The 24,663-nt window shown below is 39.4% G+C and carries 22 protein-coding genes, 1 pseudogene and 1 other annotated feature; of the genes and pseudogenes, 16 read left to right on the top strand and 7 right to left on the bottom strand.

Annotated features, from left to right (window positions below; translation table 11 throughout):
* Positions 1 to 63 precede the first annotated feature (63 nt).
* The 5 genes from SanJ4206_RS05395 to SanJ4206_RS05375 all read right to left on the bottom strand — a co-directional run bounded on the left by SanJ4206_RS05395 (position 64) and on the right by SanJ4206_RS05375 (position 4,491).
* Positions 64 to 411, bottom strand: coding sequence for a DUF6568 family protein (locus SanJ4206_RS05395; RefSeq protein ID WP_022526146.1), 348 nt, complete (start codon positions 409 to 411; stop codon positions 64 to 66).
* 393 nt (positions 412 to 804) lie between these two features.
* Entirely contained in the window at positions 805 to 2,523 is a 1,719-nt protein-coding gene (locus tag SanJ4206_RS05390) for a phospho-sugar mutase (protein WP_157622034.1), read from the bottom strand.
* Positions 2,524 to 2,703: 180 nt separating this feature from the next.
* Positions 2,704 to 3,267 carry an ECF transporter S component gene (locus SanJ4206_RS05385; protein WP_070867502.1) on the bottom strand — a complete coding sequence of 188 codons (564 nt, stop codon included), beginning with the start codon at positions 3,265 to 3,267 and terminating at the stop codon, positions 2,704 to 2,706.
* Entirely contained in the window at positions 3,251 to 3,802 is a 552-nt protein-coding gene (gene coaC, locus SanJ4206_RS05380) for a phosphopantothenoylcysteine decarboxylase (RefSeq protein WP_070867503.1), read from the bottom strand. The genes SanJ4206_RS05385 and coaC overlap by 17 nt, the downstream gene beginning before the upstream one ends.
* Positions 3,799 to 4,491, bottom strand: coding sequence for a phosphopantothenate--cysteine ligase (locus SanJ4206_RS05375; RefSeq protein ID WP_070867504.1), 693 nt, complete (start codon positions 4,489 to 4,491; stop codon positions 3,799 to 3,801). The genes coaC and SanJ4206_RS05375 overlap by 4 nt, the downstream gene beginning before the upstream one ends.
* Positions 4,492 to 4,628: 137 nt before the next feature.
* On the opposite strand from SanJ4206_RS05375, the gene SanJ4206_RS05370 reads away from it, so the two are divergent.
* From SanJ4206_RS05370 to SanJ4206_RS05360, 3 genes are all read left to right on the top strand, one after another.
* The gene (locus tag SanJ4206_RS05370) at positions 4,629 to 6,299 is read left to right on the top strand and encodes a formate--tetrahydrofolate ligase (RefSeq protein ID WP_157622033.1); all 1,671 of its coding nucleotides are present in this window, start codon (positions 4,629 to 4,631) and stop codon (positions 6,297 to 6,299) included.
* A 103-nt stretch (positions 6,300 to 6,402) separates the two neighbouring features.
* Positions 6,403 to 6,945, top strand: coding sequence for a GNAT family N-acetyltransferase (locus SanJ4206_RS05365; protein WP_003029359.1), 543 nt, complete (start codon positions 6,403 to 6,405; stop codon positions 6,943 to 6,945).
* Between the two features lies 1 nt (position 6,946).
* On the top strand, positions 6,947 to 7,600 hold the full coding sequence (locus SanJ4206_RS05360; RefSeq protein WP_022524991.1) for a DNA alkylation repair protein: 654 nt from the start codon (positions 6,947 to 6,949) through the stop codon (positions 7,598 to 7,600).
* 194 nt (positions 7,601 to 7,794) lie between these two features.
* Here the strand turns inward: SanJ4206_RS05360 and SanJ4206_RS05355 are convergent, their stop codons facing one another.
* A complete protein-coding gene (locus SanJ4206_RS05355; RefSeq protein WP_003029367.1) occupies positions 7,795 to 8,487 on the bottom strand; it encodes a YoaK family protein in 693 nt (230 codons plus the stop codon).
* A gap of 347 nt (positions 8,488 to 8,834) precedes the next feature.
* Between SanJ4206_RS05355 and SanJ4206_RS05350 the strand changes: the two genes are divergently transcribed.
* From SanJ4206_RS05350 to rplL, 6 genes are all read left to right on the top strand, one after another.
* Positions 8,835 to 9,911 carry an aspartate-semialdehyde dehydrogenase gene (locus SanJ4206_RS05350; protein ID WP_003029369.1) on the top strand — a complete coding sequence of 359 codons (1,077 nt, stop codon included), beginning with the start codon at positions 8,835 to 8,837 and terminating at the stop codon, positions 9,909 to 9,911.
* A 54-nt stretch (positions 9,912 to 9,965) separates the two neighbouring features.
* The gene (gene dapA, locus SanJ4206_RS05345) at positions 9,966 to 10,847 is read left to right on the top strand and encodes a 4-hydroxy-tetrahydrodipicolinate synthase (RefSeq protein ID WP_003029370.1); all 882 of its coding nucleotides are present in this window, start codon (positions 9,966 to 9,968) and stop codon (positions 10,845 to 10,847) included.
* 1,077 nt (positions 10,848 to 11,924) lie between these two features.
* Positions 11,925 to 12,851, top strand: coding sequence for a hypothetical protein (locus SanJ4206_RS05335; RefSeq protein ID WP_003029377.1), 927 nt, complete (start codon positions 11,925 to 11,927; stop codon positions 12,849 to 12,851).
* A gap of 87 nt (positions 12,852 to 12,938) precedes the next feature.
* Entirely contained in the window at positions 12,939 to 13,781 is an 843-nt protein-coding gene (locus SanJ4206_RS05330) for an AraC family transcriptional regulator (protein WP_003029379.1), read from the top strand.
* 155 nt (positions 13,782 to 13,936) lie between these two features.
* Positions 13,937 to 14,071: a sequence feature (ribosomal protein L10 leader region), on the top strand.
* Positions 14,072 to 14,109: 38 nt separating this feature from the next.
* Positions 14,110 to 14,610 carry a 50S ribosomal protein L10 gene (rplJ, locus tag SanJ4206_RS05325; RefSeq protein ID WP_003029380.1) on the top strand — a complete coding sequence of 167 codons (501 nt, stop codon included), beginning with the start codon at positions 14,110 to 14,112 and terminating at the stop codon, positions 14,608 to 14,610.
* 70 nt (positions 14,611 to 14,680) lie between these two features.
* On the top strand, positions 14,681 to 15,049 hold the full coding sequence (rplL, locus tag SanJ4206_RS05320) for a 50S ribosomal protein L7/L12 (RefSeq protein WP_003024225.1): 369 nt from the start codon (positions 14,681 to 14,683) through the stop codon (positions 15,047 to 15,049).
* 186 nt (positions 15,050 to 15,235) lie between these two features.
* Here the strand turns inward: rplL and SanJ4206_RS05315 are convergent, their stop codons facing one another.
* The gene (locus SanJ4206_RS05315) at positions 15,236 to 16,492 is read right to left on the bottom strand and encodes an ISL3 family transposase (RefSeq protein ID WP_157622032.1); all 1,257 of its coding nucleotides are present in this window, start codon (positions 16,490 to 16,492) and stop codon (positions 15,236 to 15,238) included.
* A gap of 261 nt (positions 16,493 to 16,753) precedes the next feature.
* Between SanJ4206_RS05315 and SanJ4206_RS10125 the strand changes: the two are divergent.
* From SanJ4206_RS10125 to dnaX, 7 genes and pseudogenes are all read left to right on the top strand, one after another.
* A pseudogene (locus tag SanJ4206_RS10125) lies at positions 16,754 to 16,882 on the top strand (DUF5962 family protein); the annotation flags it as partial.
* A 165-nt stretch (positions 16,883 to 17,047) separates the two neighbouring features.
* Positions 17,048 to 17,566: a ribosome maturation factor RimM gene (gene rimM / locus SanJ4206_RS05305; protein WP_022524844.1), complete on the top strand. Its 519-nt coding sequence runs from the start codon at positions 17,048 to 17,050 to the stop codon at positions 17,564 to 17,566.
* Positions 17,556 to 18,281 carry a tRNA (guanosine(37)-N1)-methyltransferase TrmD gene (gene trmD / locus SanJ4206_RS05300; protein WP_022524843.1) on the top strand — a complete coding sequence of 242 codons (726 nt, stop codon included), beginning with the start codon at positions 17,556 to 17,558 and terminating at the stop codon, positions 18,279 to 18,281. The genes rimM and trmD overlap by 11 nt, the downstream gene beginning before the upstream one ends.
* A 143-nt stretch (positions 18,282 to 18,424) precedes the next feature.
* Positions 18,425 to 19,348, top strand: a complete 924-nt coding sequence (locus tag SanJ4206_RS05295; protein ID WP_003027927.1) for a metal ABC transporter solute-binding protein, Zn/Mn family — start codon at positions 18,425 to 18,427, stop codon at positions 19,346 to 19,348.
* An 8-nt stretch (positions 19,349 to 19,356) separates the two neighbouring features.
* A complete protein-coding gene (locus SanJ4206_RS05290) occupies positions 19,357 to 21,975 on the top strand; it encodes a pneumococcal-type histidine triad protein (protein WP_022524842.1) in 2,619 nt (872 codons plus the stop codon).
* A gap of 519 nt (positions 21,976 to 22,494) precedes the next feature.
* On the top strand, positions 22,495 to 22,992 hold the full coding sequence (locus tag SanJ4206_RS05285) for a GAF domain-containing protein (RefSeq protein ID WP_022524841.1): 498 nt from the start codon (positions 22,495 to 22,497) through the stop codon (positions 22,990 to 22,992).
* Positions 22,992 to 24,656 (top strand): DNA polymerase III subunit gamma/tau, encoded by a 1,665-nt coding sequence (gene dnaX, locus SanJ4206_RS05280; protein WP_003027924.1) that lies wholly within the window; start codon positions 22,992 to 22,994, stop codon positions 24,654 to 24,656. The genes SanJ4206_RS05285 and dnaX overlap by 1 nt, the downstream gene beginning before the upstream one ends.
* Positions 24,657 to 24,663 lie beyond the last annotated feature (7 nt).

Raw genomic sequence — 24,663 nt, 5'->3', positions numbered from 1 at the left:
AGCCACTGCCTAGTTGGTTTATAATATGCTGTGAAGTTGGAAATTTTAATTCCAGCTTCATTTTTATAAGTTAGCGAATGACTTGATTTCCTCAGCCGTCATAGAAGAGTCACAACGGACAGCTACTTGGCCATTCTCTATGTGTAGGAAACCTGGTACAGTTGGGATTCCGTATTCGGAACGGAAAGCTTGGAGCTCTTCCAGTTCACTAGGTTCCTCACTATTGATAAAGAAAATATGTGCTTGGGTTTCAGCGACAAAACTAGCTAGCGTAGTGGCGAATTTACGACAGTAAGGGCATGTTTTACGCCCAATGAAAAAAGTTGCGTTTTCTTTATTTGCAATGGCTTGTCGGGCACGTTCAACAGTCGTGACTTCTAAATCTTTGATATCTTGTGTAAATTTATCCATAAAATAACCTCATTTCTTTTGTTCATTCTAGTATGCCACAAATAGGAAAATAATGCAGAGATTCGAAATGAAATGTAAAACATTGAAAGAGAGGTGAAACAGGACTAGAAATTGAAAATTTTAATTGTCGTGCTCTTGTTTCAAGACTCCGATATAAAATGTTTCCTAGCTATTTTGTATAGTCTCCCCTATAATGTTGAGCAAATGTTAAAAAGCGAAAAGACCTTGAGACCTGCTTCGAAAGATCTGTCTGCTATCTTAAAAAGTAGCATCTGAGCAATTATCTGTTATTTGTTACAAGACAATTTCGAGTCTGAGACACTCTTGTCCCAGACTCGAAGTTTGAATATTGTAGAAGTTAGACTGAGAAATCAAAACCTTCTTACTCTTTGCTTATTTTACAAAATCATTGATTTCTGCTTCAATTTTTGCAATTTTTGCTTGAGCGTCTTGGCTAGAATTTCCGACAACAGCAATGTAGAATTTGATTTTTGGTTCAGTTCCTGAAGGACGTACAGCAATCCATGAACCATCAGTAAGTGTGTATTTTAATACATCGCTTGGTGGAGTTGTTAATTTCGTTACATTGTCGTCAGAATCGGTAGCGGTTTGTGCTTTGAAATCTTCTGTGACTGTAATAGCAGTAGCGTTGAATTCTTTCGGTGCATTGTCACGGAACTTGCTCATAATAGCTTTGATTTGTTCAGCGCCATCAACACCAGACAAAGTAACTGAAATCGTCTTTTCAGCATAATAACCATATTCTTTGTAGATTTCTTCAATTCCGTCTGCAAGAGTCAAGCCGCGAGAACGATAATAGGCTGCCAATTCTGCAACAACTAATACAGCTTGGATAGCATCTTTGTCACGCACAAATGGTTTAATCAAGTAGCCAAAGCTTTCTTCAAAGCCCATCATGTAAGTGTGATTGTGTTTTTCTTCAAATTCTTGAATCTTTTCAGCGATAAATTTGAAACCAGTTAAGACATTAAACATGGTAGCGCCGTAGCTTTCAGCAATCTTGGTCACAAGATCGGTAGACACAATGGATTTGCAAAGTGCTGCATTGGCAGGAAGTGTTCCAGCAGTCTTGTGCGCTTCAAGGATATACTTAGCCATAATCGCACCGATTTGATTTCCTGAAAGATTGCGGTAGCTGCCGTCTTTTTGGAGAACTTCAACACCAACACGGTCAGCATCTGGGTCTGTTGCGACAAGGACGTCCGCACCAACTTTGTGTCCCAATTCTTCAGCGAGAGAGAAAGCCGCCTGGTTTTCTGGATTTGGTGATTTGACAGTGGAGAAGTCTGGATCTGGCACGCATTGAGCTTCAACAACCTGAACAGAATCAAAACCAGCTTGGGCAAATGCTCGACGCGCTAACATTTCACCTGTACCGTGAAGCGGAGTGTAGACGATTTTCATGTCTTTTCCATATTCATCAATCAATTGTTGATTGATATTCACGTCTTTTACTTCTTTAAGGTATTCAGTATCAACGTTTTCACCGATGATTTCAATCAATCCAGATGCTTTTTCGGCTTCAACATCAGCAACTTCAATGGCAAATGGATTTTCGATGGCACGAATATAAGCTGTTAGAGCATCAGCATCATGAGGCGGCATTTGACCACCATCTTCGCCATAAACTTTATAGCCATTAAATGGAGCAGGGTTGTGGCTGGCTGTAATCATAATCCCGGCAAAAGCTTTTAAGTGACGAACTGCAAATGACAGTTCTGGTGTTGGACGGAGACTTTCAAATACATAAGATTTAATGCCATGTTTTGCTAAAACAGCAGCAGATTCAAAGGCGAATTCTGGAGAGAAGTGACGAGAGTCATAAGCGATAGCGACACCGCGTTTTTTGAAATCTTCACCTTTTTCATCAATCAAACGTGCTAAACCTTCAGTTGCCTGACGAACGACATAAATATTGATACGATTCGTACCTGCACCAATCAAGCCACGCATACCAGCAGTACCAAATTCGAGATTGGTATAAAAAGCATCTTCTTTTGTCTTTTCATCCATCGAAGCCAATTCTTTACGAAGGTAATCTGGAAGTTCTGCAAAATCAAGCCATTTTTTGAAATTATCTTGGTAAGTCATTACGAAATCTCCTTTTATAAAAATTGGAAAGTTTATGAAACATTTGAAAAAAAGCAACTAACTTCGTTTTCTTAGTAGAATGATGAAAATTATATTTTTCTCAGAATTTTAAACTTTCTTTTATTGTTTAACCGTTTTCATTATAGCATTTTTTCATAAAAAAATCACGTTTTCACGTGATTATTTTTTAACTTTTTCAAGAGCTGGAATAATGGTAACCGTCAGAAGCGCAGAAATAATCATTTCAGCAATGGAATTGGTTGAAATAACAGAAGCAAGCAGTAGTTGAATGTTTCCATTATAAACTTTAGAGAATAGTAGGAAGATTCCTCCTAAAACAAAAATAGTATTTGTCAACGAACCAACCGTCCCAGCTAAAATAAGTCCAGTCTTATTTTTAAGATATTTATAAACAAAATAAGGTGTGACTCCGATTAAAATTCGCGGAACAAGAGCAATGATGAGCGAATAAATATTGCCATTAGGGACAAATGGACTAAATAGATAACTTGTTGGCAAGAGGACAATTGTATTTGTAACTAGACTAATAATTCCCATTAAAGCACCTAAAAGTGCACCAACTTTTGGTCCATAAAGGATACTAGCAATAATAACAGGAATATGAACAATCGTTGGTTTGATCGGGACGGGAAAAAGGTTAAATATTACCGAACTTAATAGATGAATAACGAGCATAATAGCAAAAAAGATAGCAATTTGAGCAATATTAGATTGTTTTTTCATAAATCAATTCCTTTACTTTTTTTATAATTGTTTCTACAGAAGCAAGAGCACCGATTCCGTGGTCACCACAGGCTAGGACGGTTTCTCTAGGCTGAATAATGTGCCAGCCGTATTTTTCTAGTTTAGATAGATTTTCTTGAGTGATTGGATTTTCATACATTTTTGTATTCATAGCAGGAGCTAGCACTTTTTTGGCTGTTATAGGCAAAGCAAGTGCAGTGCTGGTTATCATATTGTCCGCAAAGCCATTGGCTAATTTAGCGATTGTATTGGCAGAAGCAGGTGCAACCAAGAAAAGATCTGTTTGCTTGGCAATTTCAATATGATTGACCTTGTTTGGCGCAGGCTCGTCCATGACATCTGTATGTACTAAATTTTTCGACAATACCTGCAAAGTCAAGGGGGGAATGAAATTTGTAGCTGCTTGAGACATCAGAACAGTCACCTTTTGATTGTCTTTTGTCAATTGACTGGTCAAGTCAGCAGCTTTATAGGCGGCAATGCTTCCTGTGACGGCTAAAGTAATATGTTTCATAAATTGTCCTTTGTGTGAATGTGTGTTACGAGTTGTTGAGCGATTTCCTCTTTTGTGTTGGCTTCTATGACAGAATTTTCTTTGACTAAGTAAGCATGATGTTGATTATTGGAAATATCATACAAGTCATTTGCCACAATTATTTCTGCTTTGTTTTTTATGAGACTAGCACGAGCAACTGTCAGTAATTCTTTCTTAGAAACATCAACTAAGAGTTTAAAGCCAATTAGACGGATATTAGGATTCCATTTTTTTACTTGGCTGATAATTTTCGGTGTTTGTTTGAGAAAGAGCACTTGGTATTCATCTTTTGATGAAATCTTGCCTTGATCATTGGTCTTGTTTAAAAACTCTGTTAAATCCTGTGAAGCAGTGATTTGTTCAAAACCTGTCATGTAAATAGGCGTGTAGTCAGAAACGGCCATTGAATGAATTAAAACACCATGAGTTTTGACTAAAGGCTGCATCGTTTCCAGCAAATCTTGTACATTTTCAATGATTTGAATGGTTAAATTCGGATGAGCAGCAGGCTTGACAGCACTCTGTGTAGTGACTAATGTAACTTGATCGCCTTGTGCTAAAAAACTCTCCGCAATAAGAGCACCAAGCTTTCCTGTTGAGTGATTCGTAATAGAACGAACTTGATCGATTTTTTCGCTCGTTCCGCCAGAAGTAATCAATAGTTTCATAACTAAATTTTACACAAAAAAAGTTAATTCGTAAATAGAAAAGACTTTTCCGAACGTTTTTGAGAATTTTAGCTTTGAAAGTGTTTGTTTTCTTTATTTTTTGGTATAATAATCCTATCAAAACTGGAGGATTCCAAATGAAAACGGATATAGAAATTGCTCAGAGTGTTGACTTGCAGCCGATTGCTGATGTAGTGAAGAAAGTTGGAATTGATTATGACGATTTGGAGCTTTACGGTAAATACAAGGCTAAATTGTCTTTTAATAAGATTCAGGAATTACAAAAGAAGCCAGTTGGTAAGTTGATTCTGGTAACAGCCATCAATCCAACACCGGCCGGCGAAGGAAAATCAACTATTACTATTGGCTTGGCAGATGCTCTCAGCAAAATTGGAAAGAAAACCATGATTGCGATTCGTGAACCGTCTCTTGGACCAGTTATGGGAATCAAAGGCGGAGCCGCTGGAGGTGGTTATGCACAGGTTCTACCAATGGAAGACATCAATTTGCATTTCACAGGAGATATGCATGCGATTACCACTGCCAACAATGCCCTTTCTGCTTTGATTGATAATCATTTACATCAAGGAAATGCTCTAGGAATTGACCAACGTCGCATTATCTGGAAGCGCGTGGTAGATCTGAATGACCGTGCTTTGCGGCATGTGACCGTCGGTCTGGGCAGTCCGGTTAATGGAATTCCGCGGGAAGATGGTTTTGATATTACGGTTGCATCTGAAATCATGGCTATTCTCTGTTTAGCGACAAGTATTGAAGACTTGAAAGAACGTCTAGCTAATATCGTTATTGGTTATCGTTATGATCGGACGCCTGTTTATGTTCGAGATTTGGAAGTAGAAGGGGCTCTTGCTCTCATCTTGAAAGACGCTATAAAGCCCAATCTAGTACAGACTATTTATGGAACTCCTGCATTTGTTCACGGCGGACCGTTTGCCAATATCGCCCATGGCTGTAATTCTGTTCTGGCGACAACAACAGCTCTGCATTTGGCGGACTACACAGTGACTGAAGCTGGTTTTGGTGCGGATCTAGGGGCTGAGAAATTCCTAGATATCAAAACGCCAAATCTGACGACTGCTCCAGATGTAGTGGTTATTGTTGCAACTCTTAGAGCACTGAAAATGAACGGTGGTGTTGCTAAAGAAGAGCTGACAACTGAGAATGTTGAAGCGGTTAAAGCAGGTTTTGCCAACCTCAAACGCCATGTGGGAAATATCCGTAAATTTGGTGTTCCGGTTGTGGTGGCTATCAATGAATTTGTCTCTGATACTGAGGCTGAAATTGCCGTTCTCAAGGAACTTTGCACGGAGATTGATGTCCCTGTGGAATTGGCTAGTGTCTGGGCAGACGGAGCTGACGGTGGTCTAGCTCTTGCTGAAACTGTGGTTAAAACGATTGAAGAGACTCCTGCTCACTACAGCCGACTCTATGACAACAATTTGTCTATCGAAGAAAAAATCGAGAAAATTGTCAAGGAAATCTATCGTGGAACAAAAGTCAATTTTGAAAAGAAAGCCAAAACTCAAATTTCTCAAATTGTCAAGAATGGCTGGGATAAGCTGCCAATCTGTATGGCCAAGACCCAATACAGCTTTTCAGATAATCCAGCCCTGCTTGGAGCACCAGAAGATTTTGAAATCACTATCCGTGAAGTCGTTCCAAAACTAGGCGCAGGCTTTATTGTAGCCTTGACTGGTGATGTTATGACCATGCCCGGTCTGCCAAAACGCCCAGCAGCCCTCAATATGGACGTAGCAGCAGACGGAACTGCTATTGGACTATTTTAAAACGAAAAAGGTTCGAGAGAGCCTTTTCTTTTTGAATTTGGTAAAATATACATGGTGATATACTTCATTTTTATGAAAATAATAAGAAGAAAGGAAGGTTCGGATGAACATCAGATTAGCAAATAAAAACGACGCCACTGCTCTTGTAGCTATTTACGCGCCTTATGTGGAGAAAACAGCCATTACTTTTGAGTATGATATTCCGTCGGTAGAGGAATTTTCTGATCGGATTGAGAAGACCTTGGAAAGGTATCCTTATCTGGTGGCAGAAGAAGATGGAGCAATTCTAGGTTATGCTTATGCTTCGACTTATTATGGTCGAGAGGCATACAACTGGGCTGTTGAACTGTCGGTCTATGTAGCTGATGAGAATCGCGGTAGAGGGATTGGGAAGCAGCTTTATGACAAATTGGAAGAAATTCTTGAACAGCAAGGTTTTGTCCACTTTCTAGCTTGTATTGCTCTTCCGAATGACGCTAGTATTTCTTTCCATAAAAAACGTGGTTACCAGCAAGTAGCGCATTTCCCAAAAATCGGCTATAAATTTGGCTGCTGGCATGATACAGTTTGGTTGCAGAAGAGTTTAGATAAACCAGCAAGACCAATTAAATTATTCAAAGATATGAATGTTGAAAGTGAATGGTAATATGAAAGTAGAAGATATTTTCCAAGGATTAAAAGAAGTAGCAAACCCTGAAGATGCTATTCACATGAAAGCATACATGAAAGACCAGTTCGAGTTTTTAGGGGTCAAAACACCTGTTAGACGAAAGCTTTCCAAGGTATTTTTTAAGAAAAATAGCAGCCTTGCAATTGATTGGAAATTTATCCATCAGGCTTGGGACAATCCCTATCGTGAAATGCAATATGTGGTGCTGGATTATTTGCAACTGAAACAAAAAGCTTTGACACCAAGCGATTTGCCAAAGATAAAGAAATTAGCACAAACAAAGCCATGGTGGGACACAATTGACTTTTTGTGTCGCTCGGTAGGCTATATTAGTTTGCATTATCCTGAGACAAAGAAAATAGTATTAGATTGGAGCAGGGATAAAGATTTCTGGTTGCGCCGAATTGCTATCGAGCATCAATTGCTTCAAAAAGAAGAAACGGATGTCCAGCTGCTGGAGCAAATCCTGATTAATAATCTTAATCAAACCGAGTTTTTCATCAATAAGGCCATCGGCTGGGCTCTGCGAGACTACTCTAAAACCAATCCCGACTGGGTGCTGGAGTTTATCGAAAAATACAAGGATAAACTGAGCAAACTCAGCATTAAAGAAGGAAGCAAGTATTTGTGAGATTGATAGATGAGGAAGTTTTTCCATCAGTAGTTAAAAACTGATGAAGAGGATTGATAAATGAAATATCGCAGGCAAGTATTGAGGAACTAGCAAAAACCGAACCAATTCTCTTTGTGAGCATTACCCAAGAGGATTGGTTCGGTTTTTTGTCTTACTTAGTTCCTAGTTTGCTTTTCGATTTTCATTGAGTGTTAGATATTTTTTTGCTCTAAGTGATGTATATGATTGTATCTGGTATAATGAATGATAATAATCGTCAAAATAGTGGTGACTGTCCAGATAGCATATTGGTGAATGAAGCGTGTGAGAAAACCAGTAAAAACAGCACCGCCGATGAAACTAGCGACAATCATAGAGTAATTAGCCGCTTGCCTTCTAATAATATGTCTACGGTCTTTAAAACGAATATACTCATACCAAGCAGTGACCATTCTCCGATAGTTTCCTGAAGTCATCATAATCATATAGGGATAAGACTCAATTTTTGAGCCTGTATAAGTTAGCATGACCATTCCGGTAGAGGTTGCAAGCAATATCACCCAGATAAAATAATGAGAATGAAAGAAAGGAAAGAGGAAAGTCGTGAGAGTCAATGGTAAGACCCCCCAAGTACGCCAATGTGAACTTTGCGCCCGTTCCTTAAGTAGAATACCGAAGACAAAGCCACAGGTAAAAAAGATAAGCGAAAGGATACGGTAAGCAGTCTTTACGGTTGGTCCATCCCAATCGGCTACGATTAAAAGAATATTCCCTGTTTGGGTTGCGATTAGCGTACTAAATTGCATATGCGAGAAAACATCAAGGCAGCCACCTACAGCACCAAGTAAGAGGGCCATTATTCTCGTATCCTGAGGCATAAGGACAGGCTGTTTTGTTGTATCCATAACTTTTTATCCTCCTAAAATTATTTTACTCTTTTAAGACACCAATTTCAAATATTGATAAGTTAGAAAATCTCTCATAAAAAATAGTTTGACTTTTAGGATTTTCTATAGTAGAATGCTAGATATGCGATGAGTCGATAAGTGGCGCAAGCCACATATTGAGCATGGGAGGTCATATACGCAGGAGCGGACCTTGATGAGTTGTGTGAACCTGCTCATCACACGAAAGTGCCCTCAATCCCTACTTTTTAGTGGGGATTTTTTTCTTATAAGTCTTTTCAATTCTTTAGAAAAGTAGTATAATACCAGCAATACACAAATTTTTTGAAAATTCAGAGAGGTATGTTATGGGATATACAGTTGCTGTGGTTGGTGCTACAGGTGCCGTTGGAGCTCAAATGATTAAAATGCTGGAAGAATCAAGTCTTCCAATTGAGAAAGTACGCTACTTGGCTTCAGCTCGTTCTGCTGGGAAAGTTTTGAAATTCAAAGACCAAGACATCACAATTGAAGAAACAACGGAAACTGCCTTTGAAGGTGTAGATATCGCTCTCTTTTCAGCAGGTGGCTCAACGTCTGCCAAGTATGCTCCTTACGCTGTTAAGGCAGGAGCTGTTGTCGTTGACAATACCTCTCATTTTCGTCAGAATCCTGATGTGCCTCTGGTGGTACCGGAAGTGAATGCTCATGCACTTGATGCTCATAACGGAATTATTGCCTGCCCAAACTGTTCAACTATCCAGATGATGGTGGCGCTGGAGCCGATTCGTCAGAAATGGGGCTTAGAGCGCATTATCGTATCGACCTATCAGGCCGTGTCTGGTGCTGGTATGGGAGCTATTCTTGAGACTCAGCGTGAACTGCGTGAGGTCTTAAATGACGGAGTCAATCCGCGTGATGTCAAGGCTGAGATTTTGCCTTCTGGCGGCGACAAGAAGCACTATCCGATTGCTTTTAATGCTCTTCCCCAAATCGATGTCTTTACGGACAATGACTACACCTACGAAGAAATGAAGATGACCAATGAAACCAAGAAGATCATGGAAGATGACACGATTGCGGTTTCTGCTACTTGTGTTCGTATCCCTGTTCTTTCAGCGCACTCAGAGTCTGTCTACATCGAGACAAAAGAAGTAGCACCCATCGCAGAGGTCAAAGCAGCTATTGCGAACTTCCCAGGAGCAGTATTAGAGGATGATGTTGCTCATCAAGTCTACCCTCAAGCTGTCAATGCTGTCGGAAAACGCGAGACATTCGTGGGACGAATTCGCAAGGATTTGGACGCTGAAAAAGGCATCCATATGTGGGTGGTTTCAGACAATCTGCTTAAAGGTGCTGCTTGGAATTCTGTTCAAATCGCTGAGACTTTGCATGAACGTGGCTTGGTGCATCCAACAGCAGAGGTCATTTTCGAATTGAAGTAAAATGTGAGATAATATTCGTATAGTTGTATTTTGCAAGCTAGGAGGACGAGGTTTATGTCTATAGAAGATTTAAAAAAAGCAAGAATCATAACAGCACTTGTAACACCGTTTAAAGAGGATGGTAGCATTAACTTTGAGGCTCTTCCTAAGCTGATTGAACACCTTCTAGCGCATCATACAGAAGGATTGATTATCGCAGGAACGACAGGCGAAAGCCCAACTCTGACGCATGAAGAGGAGCTGGAATTATTTGCAGTAGTTCAAAAGATTGTAAAAGGGCGAGTTCCGCTGATAGCCGGAATTGGTACAAATGATACTCGAGATTCAGTTGAATTCGCGCGTGAAGTTGACAAATTTGGTGGTTTTGCTGCCGGACTTGCAGTGACTCCTTATTATAACAAACCGACTCAAGAAGGTCTATATCAGCATTATAAAGCGATTGCGGAGGTTTCAAATCTGCCAATTATTGTTTATAATGTTCCAAGCCGAACGGTTGCTGGTTTGACAGTAGAAACTTCCTTGCGCTTGGCGCAGTTGCCAAATATTATTGCTATCAAAGACTGTACGGGTATAGATACTCTTACTCATTTGGTTGAAAACGCGCCACAGGACTTTCTAATTTATACTGGGGAAGACGGACAAGCTTTTCATGCAAAGGCAATCGGAGCACAGGGGGTTATATCTGTTGCGGCTCATACCAATGGTGATGATTTTTATGAAATGTTTTCGGCCTTAGATGAGGGCAATCTGAAAAAAGCTGCACAGATTCAACGTCAGCTGTTACCAAAAATAGAAGCTCTCTTTTCTGTGACTAGCCCAGCACCACTTAAAGCTGTGCTAAATTCTCAAGGGTTTGAAGTCGGACCACTCCGCCTCCCATTGGTTGCTTGTACAGAGCAAGAAAAAGCCGTTATTCTTTCATTTTTTGAAGATTGAAGGAAGCATTTTAGGTTTGTAAAATGTTGGGAACATTTACGATGAACTAGTGAATTTTTTATTACGTAGGACTTTAGCATTTAAATCTGCAAGAAGAAATGTTTGAAAAGACAAAACTAAGCTGAATGGAAAGACTGATATTACTAGATTGTCATATTTTCTGTTATGATAAGATAAGAGTGGGATATTTAGTATAATAGAAATGGATAAATTGAAAGTTGATGAGAAGTTGGAGCATATGAAGAAAAGAAAATTGAGAATCAGTTCCATTGAAATTATGGCGATTTTAGGATTATTAATTTGGCTACTCACAATATTTTTAAGAAAATATTATTCAATTAATTCAGTTGTTCCTATATTTTATGTCACACCCTAGTTTTGGAGGAGCATGGATTGGAACAGCTATGCTAAAACAACCTTTTAGTCCAACATTCAGTGTAAATAAAGTCTCAACTATTGAATTTTCTAAAAAGACACTTATGTATATATGTATAGTGGTTGTACTGATGTCTTTTATTAATGAGTTATTACCATTGGGTAATACTAGTGTAGTATTTGACGTATACGATGCGCTTGCTACTGTACTAGCGGAAATCATAGCTTTTAACATACCTGTCATTCTAAAAGAAAAGACTTTAATAGATTACCGTTGATTTTGGGAAGATTAAAAAACCAGTGTCGAACTGAACAAGGAATAAAAACACATTAGACGGTAGAATGAAACATTCTATCGTCTTTTCGTATTAGTTCTTACCATTTTCTCTTTTTCCGACAATTTAATAAATCTACGAATCAAAAGGGATAGCTTTTCACTCCAATTATAAAAAATGATCAAAAAGTCTTGTAATTTTTTTCTTATGTTACGATTGTTAATAGTTAGAAAAAATTGTAAAATTAGTGCAGTAAAAGCTTAGCCTTTGATGTTTTTAGACAATAGTTTCATTTTTTAATAGCTTTTTTGATTTACAATAAAACATGTGAAATTTCTTTCTTCTACGCAAACCTATAAATTCCGTACAAATTTGATGGGGGGATAAATCTTCCTATCGTTTATACTATAGGCAAGGAGGTAGGAAGATGAATTTATACTTTGGTGATATTCCGATTTGTTATTCTCATTCGACGGCTATGGCCTTACAGGCTGCGGGCTATGATTTTCGCTCGGACTACCTAGAAGCGATCATGGTCATGGGTAATGGAGCTACCCTTGTGAAAAAAGACGACAGACATCCTTTGGTTTTCTTTGATAATGGCATGCCAGATGAGTCCATTAGTCATTGTTTACAAATTCTTGGATTTGACTATGAGGAGTTTTTCTGTGATTCTTCAGAGCCAGTCAATGTGATAGAACTAAAAGAAAAACTCAAGACATATCTAGACCATGGATCTGTTATTGTAGGTCCTTTGGATATGGGATATCTGACTTATAATCTCAATCATAGCCATCTACGAGGTGTGGATCATTTTGTTTCAGTTTATGACATAGATGAGCATTGGATTTATTTCCATGATCCGGCAGGCTATCCTTATGTGAAAATGGATTTTCGTGATTTTTGTAAAGCGTGGAAAGCAGAAGCGATTGACTATAAAAGAGGAGCTTATTCCATGTGGGGAAATTTGCAAAGAAATAAGCTTCCAACAAGTCAGGAGATTTATCACAGTGTCTCTATTATCATGAAACAACGATATGAAAATGGTGAGGTTGGTATAATTGAGGACTATGCTAAAACTATTCGAGCAAACGGCTTAAATGCGGAACAAAAACAACTTCATCAATTTTTTTCATTTCGTTTGGCAGCCGTTAGAAGTCTTTACTTGAGTCAATTTTTGAAAGATTATGATCCTGTAAAAGCAGACTTGAAGGAAAAAATTGCTATGCTTTTTAGCCAAGCCTATCTGGACAGCAGGCAGGAAGCCTATAATTCTTTAGCAGATACCCTGATGGAGATTGCCCAATTGGATGTACAGTTTAGGGATTTGTGCCTTCAATGTATCAAGGGATAAAACTCTGAAAGATTATTGTACTAAAGGTAAAGAAGTTAGAGATTTTGGTATCTTTACATAGGATAGAAAAATGAATAGAGGTAAAATATGCAGATAATTCAATTTTTTAATGAAACAATTAACTACATTGAAAGTGTGCTGGATAGCGAAATAGATGAAGATAAAATTACCCATTTATCCACTTATTCTTATCCTATGTTTAGCAGACTCTTTTCTATATTAACAGATACAACATTGTCAGAGTATATTAGAAGTCGAAGGTTGACAGAAGCGGCTGTTTTACTGAGAGATACCAATATTAAAGTTATTGATATAGCGATGAAGTATGGATATGAATCATCTGATTCATTTGGGACTGCATTCAAAAAATTTCATGGATTTACACCTTCAGAGGTGAGAAATGGAAAACCATTCAAAATAGTTTCACGAGTGCAGCTAGCACTAAGTGTAAGAGGAGGAAGAAGTATGAACATCACAATTCAAAAGAAAAATTCATTTACAGTTGCAGGTAGGAATGAACAAAATATCAATTCATCATTATGTCCGAGTGTTTGGAATAAACTATATGGAGAATATCGTCATGATGAATTAGCAAGATTGGGAGAAGGTCAAAGTGTCGGTGTTTGTTACAATGTAGAACAACCAAGTACTATTAATTACATAGCAGGGTATATCGTTACAGATGTAGATAAAGCAAAAAGTATGGGCTTAGATGTTTTGAAAGTTGAAGAAGCAGAATATGCCATTGTAGAGTTAACAGGAAGTGTTCCGGAATGTATTCATAATGGTTGGAAATATGCAATGGAAGTATTTTTTCCAGAACATGGTTATGTTCATTCAGGAAAACCTGACTTTGAATATTATTATGAAGGGGATATGGATAGCAAAGACTACAAAATGGAACTTTGGATTCCAATTGTAAAAGCATAATAAATATAAGATAGTTAGAGCAGATCTTTATGGTCTGCTTTTTTATTTTTCCAATAATTTAATAAATCTGCTAACTAAAAAGAATAGATTTTCGTTCTAATTATAAAAATTATTAAAAACTCTTGCAATCTTTTTTTTCTTATGTTACAATAATCATTGGTTTGAAAAAACTGCCTAAGACAGTAGGGGAGCTCGACTCATAAAGATCCTACCGAGGACAAAACGGATCATGTAAAAGAAACGTATTGTACTTTCGTGTCTAGGTTTGGGCACGTTTTTCTTTTGGAAAAATTTCCCAAGCAAAATAATTACGGAGGTGAAACACTAAATGAGTGAAGCAAGTATTGCTAAAAAAGCGGAACTAGTTGATGTAGTTGCTGAAAAAATGAAAGCAGCTGCAAGTATCGTTGTTGTGGATGCTCGTGGTCTTACAGTTGAACAAGACACAGTTCTTCGTCGTAATCTTCGTGGAAGCGAAGTTGAGTATAAAGTTATTAAAAACTCAATTTTACGTCGTGCAGCTGAAAAAGCTGGACTTGAAGGTCTTGCTGATGCATTTGTTGGACCATCTGCTGTTGCATTTTCAAATGAAGATGTTGTAGCACCAGCAAAAATCATCAATGATTTTACTAAAGAAGCTGATGCACTTGAAATTAAAGGTGGAGCTATTGAAGGTGCTGTTGCATCTAAAGAAGAAATCGTTGCTCTTGCAACTCTTCCAAATCGCGAAGGACTTCTATCTATGCTACTATCTGTACTTCAAGCGCCAGTTCGCAACGTTGCTCTTGCAGTCAAAGCGGTTGCAGACAACAAAGAAGAAGCGGCTTAATGTTAAGTTGCGCGTAGCCTATGCTACAAACTAATTTTAAACTAATGAAATATATTTGGAGGAAATAACAATGGCATTGAACATTGAAAATATTATTGCTGAAATTAAAGAAGCTTCAATCCTTGAATTGAACGACCTTGTAAAAGCTATCGAAGAAGAATTTGGTGTAACTGCAGCTGCTCCTGTAGCTGTAGCTGCTGCTGGTGCTGGTGAAGCTGCCGCTGCGAAAGATTCATTTGATGTTGAATTGACTGCAGCAGGCGACAAGAAAGTCGGCGTTATCAAAGCTGTTCGTGAAATTACAGGTCTTGGTCTTAAAGAAGCTAAAGAATTGGTTGACGGAGCACCAACTGTTGTTAAAGAAGGTGTTGCAACTGCAGAAGCAGAAGAAATCAAAACTAAATTGGAAGAAGCTGGAGCTTCAGTTACTCTTAAATAAGAAGCACATAGCAATTTGAGAGCGGAATCCCGATTTATCAGTCTTTGATTGCGATAAGCAAATGAAAAAAACAGGTTAAATCATTTGATTCCCTGCTAAAAATCCCTGTCAAAATTTGTTTGGCAGGGATTTTTGTTTTTTTAAAGAATTATTGGCTCTTTGTCAACTGTAGTGGGTTGATGTCAGCTAACATCGCGAGAGGACGAGATTCGTTCTCTCTCTTTTGATGTTCAAAGCGATGAGAACGCGTTTCTTAAAGTTGTCAAAGTTCCTGAATCCAAAAGCGTTGCGCTTGATGACCTTGATGAGATTGTTAGTCGCTTCCAGCTTGGCGTTGGAGTAGGGCAGTTCCAAGGCATTGAGAATCTTGCCTCTGTCCTTCAGAAAAGTTCGAAAAACTGTCTGAAAAATCGGGTGAACATCCGAAATAACCTCCTCAATTAGGTCAAAGAAATGATTAGTTTGCTTTTCCTGAAAGTGAAAGAGCAGAAGCTGATAAAGCTCATAGTGTTGTCGGAGTTGGTCCGAATAGCTGAGCAGCTGATGGAGAATCTCTTGATTGGTTAAATGCGCCCGAAAGGTTGGCCGATAAAAACGCTTATGGCTGAGCTTGCGGCTGTCCTGTTGGAGGAGTTTCCAATAGCGTTTGAGGGCTCGGTATTCCTGAGATTTTCGGTCGAATTGGTTCATGATTTGGATGCGGATACGGTTCATAGCTCGGCTGAGGTGCTGGATAATGTGGAAACGATCGAGAACAATTTGGGCATACGGGAAAAGCTGCTTGGCCAGCTGATAGTAAGGACTGAACATGTCCATGGTCATCACTTTAACCCTCATACGAACCTGTCTAGGATAGCGTAGAAAATGGTTTCGAATGACCGCTTGGGTTCTGCCGTCCAGGATGGCTAGGACCTCATTGGTATTAAAATCCTGAGCGATAAAGCTCATCTTTCCTTTCTTGAAGCTATACTCATCCCAGCTCATGATTTCTGGCAGTTTCTGCCAGTTCATTTCAAATTTGAATTCCTTGAGCTTGCGAATGACGGTTGAAGTTGAGATCGAGAGCCTGTGGGCAATATCAGTCATGGCTTGCTTCTCAACCAATAATTGAGCGATTTTTTGTTTGACTGCAGCGGCAATCTGGTGATTTTTCTGGACGAGGGAGGTTTCAGCGACGGCCATTTTCCTGCATCCTTTACAGCGAAAGCGCCGCTTTTTGAGTCGGATAAGAGTTTTGTATCCCGCTGTTTCCAGATAAGGAATTTTAGAAGGTTTCTGAAAGTCGTATTTGGCCATCTGTCCCTTGCAGGCAGGGCATGGAGGGGCATCATAGTCAAGGTGGGCCAGGATTTCTTTGTGAGTACCGGCATCAAAAAGATTGTCTATTTTGATATTTTTGTCTTCAATTCCAAGAAGTTTTGTGATAAAATCGAGTTGTTCCATATGAGTCTTTCTAATGAGTAGTTTCGTCGCTTTTCATTATAGGTCATATGGGACTTTTTGTATACACAAAAATAGCTCCATAATCTCTGCGGTGGTGTTACCCACTACAGAAATTATAGAGTCAAATTATTTATCTCAAGTGAGAACTGTTTTCATAATTCTCGCTTTTTTGTATTTAAGGAGGAAGCATGCAGAAGGAAATACAATTGTCATGTTACATCGTGATTTCCTATCTAGTCCGACAAATGGGGATACTAAACTTATAAGGAACTCAAAGAACATTACGAGGAAGCGACTGGGGGACTCTTCTCGAAGAGAGAAATCACTAGTCAACTAGAAATCGCCCTCCAAGAGCACCGTAAAGTGGACCTTGAAGGCCATGAAATAGAAAGTATAGGAAAACTCCCCTTATAGTTTTAGTGAATTTTTGTTTTTTCATTGTCCACTATAAGGGGAGTATATCACATCACGGCGTGGGTGGGGTTATTTGTTTTCTTGAGAATTCCCTTTATTCATGATAAAATAAATAGGAGAATGCTAGTACTTGGAGAGAAAATGAACTATTATAATGTTGGAAAAATTGTAAATACGCAAGGTTTGCAGGGTGAAATGCGTGTACTATCGGTGACGGATTTTGCAGAGGAGCGTTTCAAAAAAGGAAGTATTTTAGCTCTTTTTGACAAGAAGGAACATTTTGTCATGAATGTGGAAATTGCTAGTCATCGTAAGATGAAAAATTTTGATATTATCAAATTCAAAGGAATGTATCATATCAATGACATTGAGAAATATCGTGATTTTACTTTGAAAGTGGCTGAAGAAGATTTATCGGATTTAGATGAGGGCGAATTTTATTATCATGAAATTATTGGCTTAAATGTTTATGAACAGGATATTTTGATTGGAACTATTAAAGAAATTTTGCAGCCGGGTGCCAATGATGTCTGGGTGGTAAAGCGTAAAGGTAAGCGCGATTTACTCTTGCCTTATATTCCACCTGTTGTGCTGAATATTGATCTTGAAAATAATCGAGTAGATGTGGAAATTCCGGAAGGGCTGGATGATGAAGATTGATATTTTAACATTATTTCCGGAGATGTTTGCCCCGCTGGAGCATTCAATAGTTGGTAAGGCACGTGAAAAAGGATTGCTAGAGATTAACTATCATAATTTTCGAGAAAATGCAGAGAAATCGAGACACGTTGATGACGAGCCTTATGGAGGCGGTCAAGGAATGTTGCTTAGAGCGCAACCGATTTTTGATGCTTATGATGCGATTGAGAAAAAACAGCCACGGGTTATTTTGTTAGATCCCGCTGGTCGAACGTTTGATCAAGCCTATGCGGAAGAGCTTTCCCAAGAAGAAGAATTGATTTTTATTTGTGGACATTATGAAGGTTATGATGAGCGGATTAAAAGTTTGGTGACAGACGAGGTCTCTCTTGGAGATTATGTTTTGACCGGTGGAGAGTTGGCTGCTATGACGATGATCGATGCGACGGTACGGCTGATTCCTGAAGTTCTTGGTAAGGAAGTTAGTCATACTGATGACAGTTTTTCATCAGGTCTTTTAGAATATCCTCAATATACGCGCCCTTATGATTTTCGTGGAATGGTTGTGCCAGATATTTTGATGAGCGGTCATCATGAAAATATTCGAAAATGGCGTCTGTATGAGAGTTTGAAAAAGACTTATGAACGTCGTCCAGATTTGCTAGAAAAATATGAGTTCACAGCAGAAGAAGTTGAAATGCTGGAAGAGATTCGTAAAGAAAAAAGCGATTGGTAAGACTAAAAGTTTTCTAATGTGGTTTAGGAAGCTTTTTTATTATTGTTAAAAAAACAGATAAAAAATTCTTGACAGCTAAATTCTATCATGGTATCATATTAACCAGTTAATAAACTGGTTAAGCACTAGTTAAGGAGTGATATATGAAATTAAGGAAATATTTATTTTCTATTTTTGTGGCGGGACTGGTTTTGCTTTTGACAGCGTGCGGTGCAGGTAGCAAAAAGCAGAGCAAGGGAATGAAAATTGTAACAAGTTTTTACCCGATTTATGCCATGGTTAAAGAAGTGTCTGGGGATTTGAATGATGTTCGGATGATTCAGTCAAGCACGGGAATTCATTCTTTTGAGCCATCGGCGAATGATGTAGCTGCTATCTATGATGCGGATGTCTTTGTTTACCATTCTCATACACTAGAGTCATGGGCAGGAAAATTGGATCCAAATCTAAAAAAATCCAAAGTGAAAGTGCTTGAAGCTTCAGAAGGGATGAAGCTGGAGCGTGTGCCGGGATTAGAAGATGTAGCTGCTGGTGAGGGAGTGGATGAAAAGACTCTTTACGATCCACATACATGGTTAGACCCAGAAAAAGTGGCAGAAGAAGCGCAAATTATCGCTGATAAACTTTCGAAGATTGATGGTAAAAATAAAGAAACCTATCAAAAAAACGCGAAAGAGCTGGCAGGTAAGGCAAAAGAATTGACTAAAAAATATCAACCGATTTTCAAAGCTGCGAAACAAAAAACATTTGTGACGCAGCATACGGCCTTTTCTTATTTGGCAAAGCGATTTGGATTGACTCAGTTGGGGATTGCTGGGATTTCACCAGAGCAAGAGCCTAGTCCGCGTCAATTGACAGAAATTGAAGAATTTGTCAAAACTTATAAAGTCAAAACCATTTTTGTGGAAAGCAATGCTTCATCAAAAGTTGCTAAAACCTTGGTCAAATCTACAGGCGTTAAACTAAAACAATTAAATCCTTTGGAAGCTGATCCGCAAAATAATCATACTTATCTTGAAAATCTAGAAGCCAATCTAGCGACATTGGCAAAAGAATTGAAAAAATGAGGAGAATCATGAAGAAAAAATATCTTATCGGTTCTGTTGCAGTTGTTGTCCTAAGTTTATGTAGCTATGAGCTGGGGCGTCATCAGACAGTATCTAGCAAGGAAAATAACCGTGTTGCTTATGTAAATGGAAAATCTAAAGCAAACAAGGGCAAGCAAGCAGAGAATTTGTCGCCTGATGAAGTGAGTGCGAAAGAAGGGATCAATGCAGAGCAGATTGTTGTCAAAATTACAGACCAAGGTTACGTAACTTCTCACGGTGATCATTATCATTATTATAATGGGAAAGTCCCTTATGATGCGATTATCAGTGAAGAGCTGATTATGCGGGATCCAAACTATACCTTGCAGCAGTCTGATATTGTCAACGAAGTAAAAGACGGCTACATTATTAAGGTGAATGGGAAATATTATCTTTACTTGAAAGATCCAAATCATACCAGTAATGTTCGTACAAAAGAAGAAATTGCTCGCCAAAGGGCAGAGTATAGCGGAAAAGGCCATAAGGGAGCGAAAAGTAGTGATGTAACAACAGCTGTCAAAGAAGCTCGTGCGCAAGGTCGTTATACGACGGATGACGGCTATGTTTTCAATCCGACAGATGTGATAGAAGATACTGGAGATGGCTTCATCGTACCGCATGGTAATCATTTCCATTATATTCCAAAGAAAGATTTGTCTCCTAGTGAGTTAGCTGCTGCTCAGAGCTATTGGGATAACAAACACAAATCTGGCGGTACGACATCAACTCCGAGTCCAAGTCCAACGCCATCAAGACCATCAAATGGCGGAACTACACTACCTTCTATCCATTACCAACCATCAACGCCGGGAACACAGACCCATCAGGGCAATAATCATCATGCGCAGCCATCACAACCAAGTCATCAGAATACTCCATCTGCTCATCAAGAAATCATCAATCTGTTAAAACAACTGTACTTGATGCCGTTAAACCAACGTCATGTGGAATCTGATGGTTTGGTATTTGACCCGGCACAGATTACTAAAAAATCTTCTAGTGGGGTGGCAGTGCCACATGGTAATCATTATCATTTCATTTACTATAGTCAAATGTCGCCACTAGAAGAAAAAATTTCGCGGATGATTGTTCCTGGTACGGACTATTCAGAAGCGAAAAAGCTAGCTGGTCAAAGTAATCAACAGCCAAACCCAAGTAAACCGAACCAAGATACGGGCAAGGACCAAACACAGCCAAACAAACCTAATGATGGCAAGCAAACTGAGCCAAGCAAAGAGCCTGAAAAGCCAAAAGAAGGACCATCTGAGACAGAAGTGATGGATGAACAGATTCAAACCTTTATCAATAAGGTTGAAAGTTTGATGAGTAAGGTGACAAATGCTAGTCAAAAGGCAAACTTTGAAGAGCAACTCGCTGGTATCAAATCTGGCTTCACTCTTGGAACAGAAGAAAAAGCAACAGTGCTTCAAAAGGTGAAAGATTTGTTGTCTGAAATCGTCAAGGCGGTTGATCCGAAAACACAAGCGGGACTGACAAAGAAAAATGCTGAAATCGTTGCTGCTTTCAAGAAAGTCTTAACACCAATTCGTCAAACGCTTGAAAGCAAAGGGGATAAAGCACAACTGGCAACGGTTGAAGACCTCATGCAACAGGCTGCAAATCCGAATGTGGATAAGCTTGCCTTATTGGATAAGGTTTTGAAATTGTCAAGTGAGGTACAGCACCCTGACCGCGCAGGTAAAGCAAATTCTCAAATTGCTTATACGGCTGATGAAGTTGCGCTAGCTAAAGCTGCAGGTCGTTATGCGACATCAGATGGTTATATCTTTGATCCGCATGATGTGATTAAGGATGAGGGAGATGGCTACACTGCGCCACACATGACACACAGCCATTATATTCCTAAGAAAGATTTGTCAGAATCTGAGCGTAAGGCGACGGAAGAGTATCTGAAAACAAAAACTCCGAATGAAAAGAAAGAAGACAAGCCTAAAACTGATCCAAAGCAACCTCAAAAAGAAAGTGCGCAATCAATCTATGAACGCGTGACACCGGCTAAAAAGGTACCTGTTGAGGCAATGCCATATCATACAGCTTATGTCGTTGATTATAAAAATGGTCAATTGATTATTCCGCATTATGACCATTATCATAATATCTCTCTTTCTTGGTTTGATCAAGGACTTTACAAAGCACCTGACGGCTACAGCATGGAAGATTTCCTTGCGACCGTGAAATATTACGTCACTCATCCAGAAGACCGTCCGCATTCTGACAATGGTTTTGGTAATTCTAGTCAGCATGGTAAGAAAAATCAATCAGATAACGGAAAGAACTATGCACCAAATGAAGAGCCAGAAGATAAGAAAGACGACTCTGCAAGTAAAGAGGTAGATGATGAAAAGGAAAATTCAGAAGGGACTGAAAAACCAACAGTTAATGCTGAAGAAGCTGAAAAGGCACGCGCAGCAAGCTATGGATTGTCTCTGCAAGATTTTCGAGCAAAAATGATTAACATTGCTTTTAAATATGGTTTGAGCTTAGAAAACTTTACCTATCATCCTGAAAACAAGACAGTCAGCTATACTGATTCGACAGGAACTGTCAAGTCTATCAATGTACTCACAGGAGAATTGGTTTCTTAATAATGCACCCCTCAAGAGTTGGAAATTGACTTTCCAGCTCTTTTGTTATTCTATGTTTATAGAGGGAGATTTTATCTTGTCCGCCTGGCGGACAAGATAAATTAAAAGAGATTCACACCGTCCGCCGGGCGGATAAGACAAACCAAAATGATTTCACTTCGTCCGCCGGGCGGATAAGATAAACTAAAAGAGATTCACACCGTCCGCCGAGCGGACAAGACAAACCAAAAGGAATTCATTCTGTCCGCCGAGCGGATAGAACAAACCAAAACTAATTTATCCTGTCCGAGGGTCGGATTGCTTCAACCAAAAGAGATTCACTCCGTCCGAGGGTCAGATTACTTCAACCAAAAGAGATTCACTCCATCCGAGGGTCGGATTGTCTCAATTAAAACTAATTCACTTCGCCCGACCCTCGGACGCCCCTTTATAAACTGACAAATCTACCATTTTTGAGGAATGACTTGCCCACTTGCGAAAAAACAGTCACGAGGCTGTTTTTTTGATATAATAGAAAGTATGAATCAATCAGAAAAAATTTCAAATTATCAATTACTTTTAGCGCAGCTTGAAGCATTACTTGAGGGCGAAAGCAATGCGTTGGCGAATCTCTCTAACAGCTCTGCTCTGCTAAACCAAGCCTTGCCTCATTCTGTCTTTACTGGCTTTTATCTTTATGACGGAAACGAGTTGGTGTTAGGTCCTTTTCAAGGGGGCGTTTCCTGCGTGCACATTGCTTTAGGAAAAGGGGTCTGCGGTGAAGCAGCAGCCAAACGGCAGACGATGATTGTAGAAGATGTGACCCAACATGGCAATTACATTTCCTGTGATAGCAGAGCTCGCAGCGAGATTGTAGTACCAATGGTCAAAAATGACCGCTTAGTAGGAGTGCTGGATTTGGATTCTCATCTGGTAGCGGATTATGATGAGATTGACCGAGAATATTTGGAAAATTTTGTGGCTCTCTTACTAGAGAAAACAAGTTGGAATTTTGAAATGTTTGGAGACAAAGCCTAATGTATCAAGCTTTATATCGAAAATATAGAAGCCAAACCTTCGGTCAGCTAGTTGGGCAAGAGGTTGTGGCGACAACCTTGCGGCAAGCGGTTGAGCAAGATAAAATCAGTCATGCTTATCTCTTTTCAGGTCCCAGAGGGACAGGAAAGACCAGCGTAGCCAAGATTTTTGCTAAGGCAATGAATTGCCCCAACCAAAAGGATGGAGAGCCTTGCAATGACTGTTATATTTGCCAAGCCATTACCGAAGGAAGCCTAGAAGATGTCATTGAGATTGACGCGGCTTCTAATAATGGTGTGGATGAAATCCGAGATATTCGTGACAAATCTACTTATGCTCCCAGTCTAGCGAAGCACAAGGTTTATATCATTGATGAGGTTCACATGCTCTCAACAGGCGCTTTTAATGCGCTTCTTAAGACTTTGGAAGAGCCGACAGAGAATGTTGTCTTTATTTTAGCAACGACAGAGCTGCATAAAATACCAGCAACCATTCTCTCGCGTGTTCAGCGCTTTGAGTTCAAGTCGATTAAGACCAAAGATATTGTAGAGCACATTGAGTGGATTTTGCAGCAAGAAAATATTGACTTTGAAAATGAAGCGGTGCAGATTATTGCAAGACGAGCAGAAGGCGGTATGCGAGATGCCCTATCTATCTTGGACCAAGCCCTCAGCTTGACTCAAGACAATCAGCTGACAACGGCTATTTCTGAAGAAATCACGGGTTCTATCAGTTTAGGAGCATTAGACGCGTATGTAGCAGCTGTATTAGCGCATGATACGTCAGTGGCATTAAAAAATCTTGATGTCATATTCGACAGCGGCAAAAATATGGCTCGCTTTGTCACAGACCTGCTGCAATATTTCAGAGATTTGCTCATCGTTAAAACGGGTGGAGAAAATACGCATACGAGTGAAAGCTTTTTAGAAAACCTCAAGACTCCGCAGGAAAGATTGTTTGAGTTGATTGAGATTGCAACGAAGAGCCTTGCGGAAATCAAGAACAGCTTGCAACCCAAGATTTATACAGAAATGATGACCATTCGACTGGCTGAAGGGCAAGATAAAGCAGAATTACCCTCCAATATAGCAGGCGAGATAGAAATGCTCAAAGAGGAAATCAACCAGCTTAAGAATCAATTGGCAAGTTTGCAGTCAAGTTCCGCACCTAGTAAGCCAGTACAGGCAACACGCTCAGCCAAAACAAGCAAGGGTTATCGAGTAGACCGCCATAAAGTGAATGCCATTCTGCAAGAAGCAGTTGAAAATCCTAGCCTGGCTCGCAGTAATTTAACCAAGTTGCAGAATGCTTGGGGAGAAATTATTGAAAGTTTAGCCGGAGCAGATAAGGCACTTTTAGTCGGCTCACAACCCGTCGCAGCTAACGAAAACCACGCTATTCTGGCATTTGAGTCAAGCTTTAATGCAGAACAAACCATGAAACGGGAAAATCTCAACACCATGTTTGGAAATCTCTTGAGCAATGCGGCTGGATTTTCACCAGACATCTTGGCGGTTTCTATGACGGATTGGACAGAGATTCGGGCTGAATTTTCGGCTAAAGCGCGTGGAGAAAATGCACCACAAGCTGAAGAAAAAGAGAATACGGTCATTCCAGAAGGATTTGATTTCTTAGCGGAAAAAATTACCGTTCAAGAGGACTGAATTTAGA

This window comes from Streptococcus anginosus, from assembly GCF_001697145.1.
Taxonomy (GTDB): domain Bacteria; phylum Bacillota; class Bacilli; order Lactobacillales; family Streptococcaceae; genus Streptococcus; species Streptococcus hominis.
The sequence above is the reverse complement of the archived record's forward strand: the minus strand, read 5'-3'. Positions and strand labels throughout refer to the sequence as shown.

What these genes read in the sequence shown, in the direction of transcription:
- SanJ4206_RS05395 (WP_022526146.1), bottom strand. Translation starts at nt 411, where the DNA reads ATGGATAAATTTACACAAGATATCAAAGATTTAGAAGTCACGACTGTT.
- SanJ4206_RS05330 (WP_003029379.1), top strand. Translation starts at nt 12,939, where the DNA reads ATGCAGATAATTCAATTTTTTAATGAAACAATTAACTACATTGAAAGT.
- SanJ4206_RS05375 (WP_070867504.1), bottom strand. Translation starts at nt 4,491, where the DNA reads ATGAAACTATTGATTACTTCTGGCGGAACGAGCGAAAAAATCGATCAA.
- SanJ4206_RS05360 (WP_022524991.1), top strand. Translation starts at nt 6,947, where the DNA reads ATGAAAGTAGAAGATATTTTCCAAGGATTAAAAGAAGTAGCAAACCCT.
- SanJ4206_RS05355 (WP_003029367.1), bottom strand. Translation starts at nt 8,487, where the DNA reads ATGGATACAACAAAACAGCCTGTCCTTATGCCTCAGGATACGAGAATA.
- SanJ4206_RS05390 (WP_157622034.1), bottom strand. Translation starts at nt 2,523, where the DNA reads ATGACTTACCAAGATAATTTCAAAAAATGGCTTGATTTTGCAGAACTT.
- SanJ4206_RS05350 (WP_003029369.1), top strand. Translation starts at nt 8,835, where the DNA reads ATGGGATATACAGTTGCTGTGGTTGGTGCTACAGGTGCCGTTGGAGCT.
- SanJ4206_RS05365 (WP_003029359.1), top strand. Translation starts at nt 6,403, where the DNA reads ATGAACATCAGATTAGCAAATAAAAACGACGCCACTGCTCTTGTAGCT.
- rplJ (WP_003029380.1), top strand. Translation starts at nt 14,110, where the DNA reads ATGAGTGAAGCAAGTATTGCTAAAAAAGCGGAACTAGTTGATGTAGTT.
- SanJ4206_RS05295 (WP_003027927.1), top strand. Translation starts at nt 18,425, where the DNA reads ATGAAATTAAGGAAATATTTATTTTCTATTTTTGTGGCGGGACTGGTT.
- SanJ4206_RS05315 (WP_157622032.1), bottom strand. Translation starts at nt 16,492, where the DNA reads ATGGAACAACTCGATTTTATCACAAAACTTCTTGGAATTGAAGACAAA.
- dnaX (WP_003027924.1), top strand. Translation starts at nt 22,992, where the DNA reads ATGTATCAAGCTTTATATCGAAAATATAGAAGCCAAACCTTCGGTCAG.
- trmD (WP_022524843.1), top strand. Translation starts at nt 17,556, where the DNA reads ATGAAGATTGATATTTTAACATTATTTCCGGAGATGTTTGCCCCGCTG.
- SanJ4206_RS05370 (WP_157622033.1), top strand. Translation starts at nt 4,629, where the DNA reads ATGAAAACGGATATAGAAATTGCTCAGAGTGTTGACTTGCAGCCGATT.
- SanJ4206_RS05385 (WP_070867502.1), bottom strand. Translation starts at nt 3,267, where the DNA reads ATGAAAAAACAATCTAATATTGCTCAAATTGCTATCTTTTTTGCTATT.
- dapA (WP_003029370.1), top strand. Translation starts at nt 9,966, where the DNA reads ATGTCTATAGAAGATTTAAAAAAAGCAAGAATCATAACAGCACTTGTA.
- SanJ4206_RS05290 (WP_022524842.1), top strand. Translation starts at nt 19,357, where the DNA reads ATGAAGAAAAAATATCTTATCGGTTCTGTTGCAGTTGTTGTCCTAAGT.
- SanJ4206_RS05335 (WP_003029377.1), top strand. Translation starts at nt 11,925, where the DNA reads ATGAATTTATACTTTGGTGATATTCCGATTTGTTATTCTCATTCGACG.
- coaC (WP_070867503.1), bottom strand. Translation starts at nt 3,802, where the DNA reads ATGAAACATATTACTTTAGCCGTCACAGGAAGCATTGCCGCCTATAAA.
- rimM (WP_022524844.1), top strand. Translation starts at nt 17,048, where the DNA reads ATGAACTATTATAATGTTGGAAAAATTGTAAATACGCAAGGTTTGCAG.
- rplL (WP_003024225.1), top strand. Translation starts at nt 14,681, where the DNA reads ATGGCATTGAACATTGAAAATATTATTGCTGAAATTAAAGAAGCTTCA.
- SanJ4206_RS05285 (WP_022524841.1), top strand. Translation starts at nt 22,495, where the DNA reads ATGAATCAATCAGAAAAAATTTCAAATTATCAATTACTTTTAGCGCAG.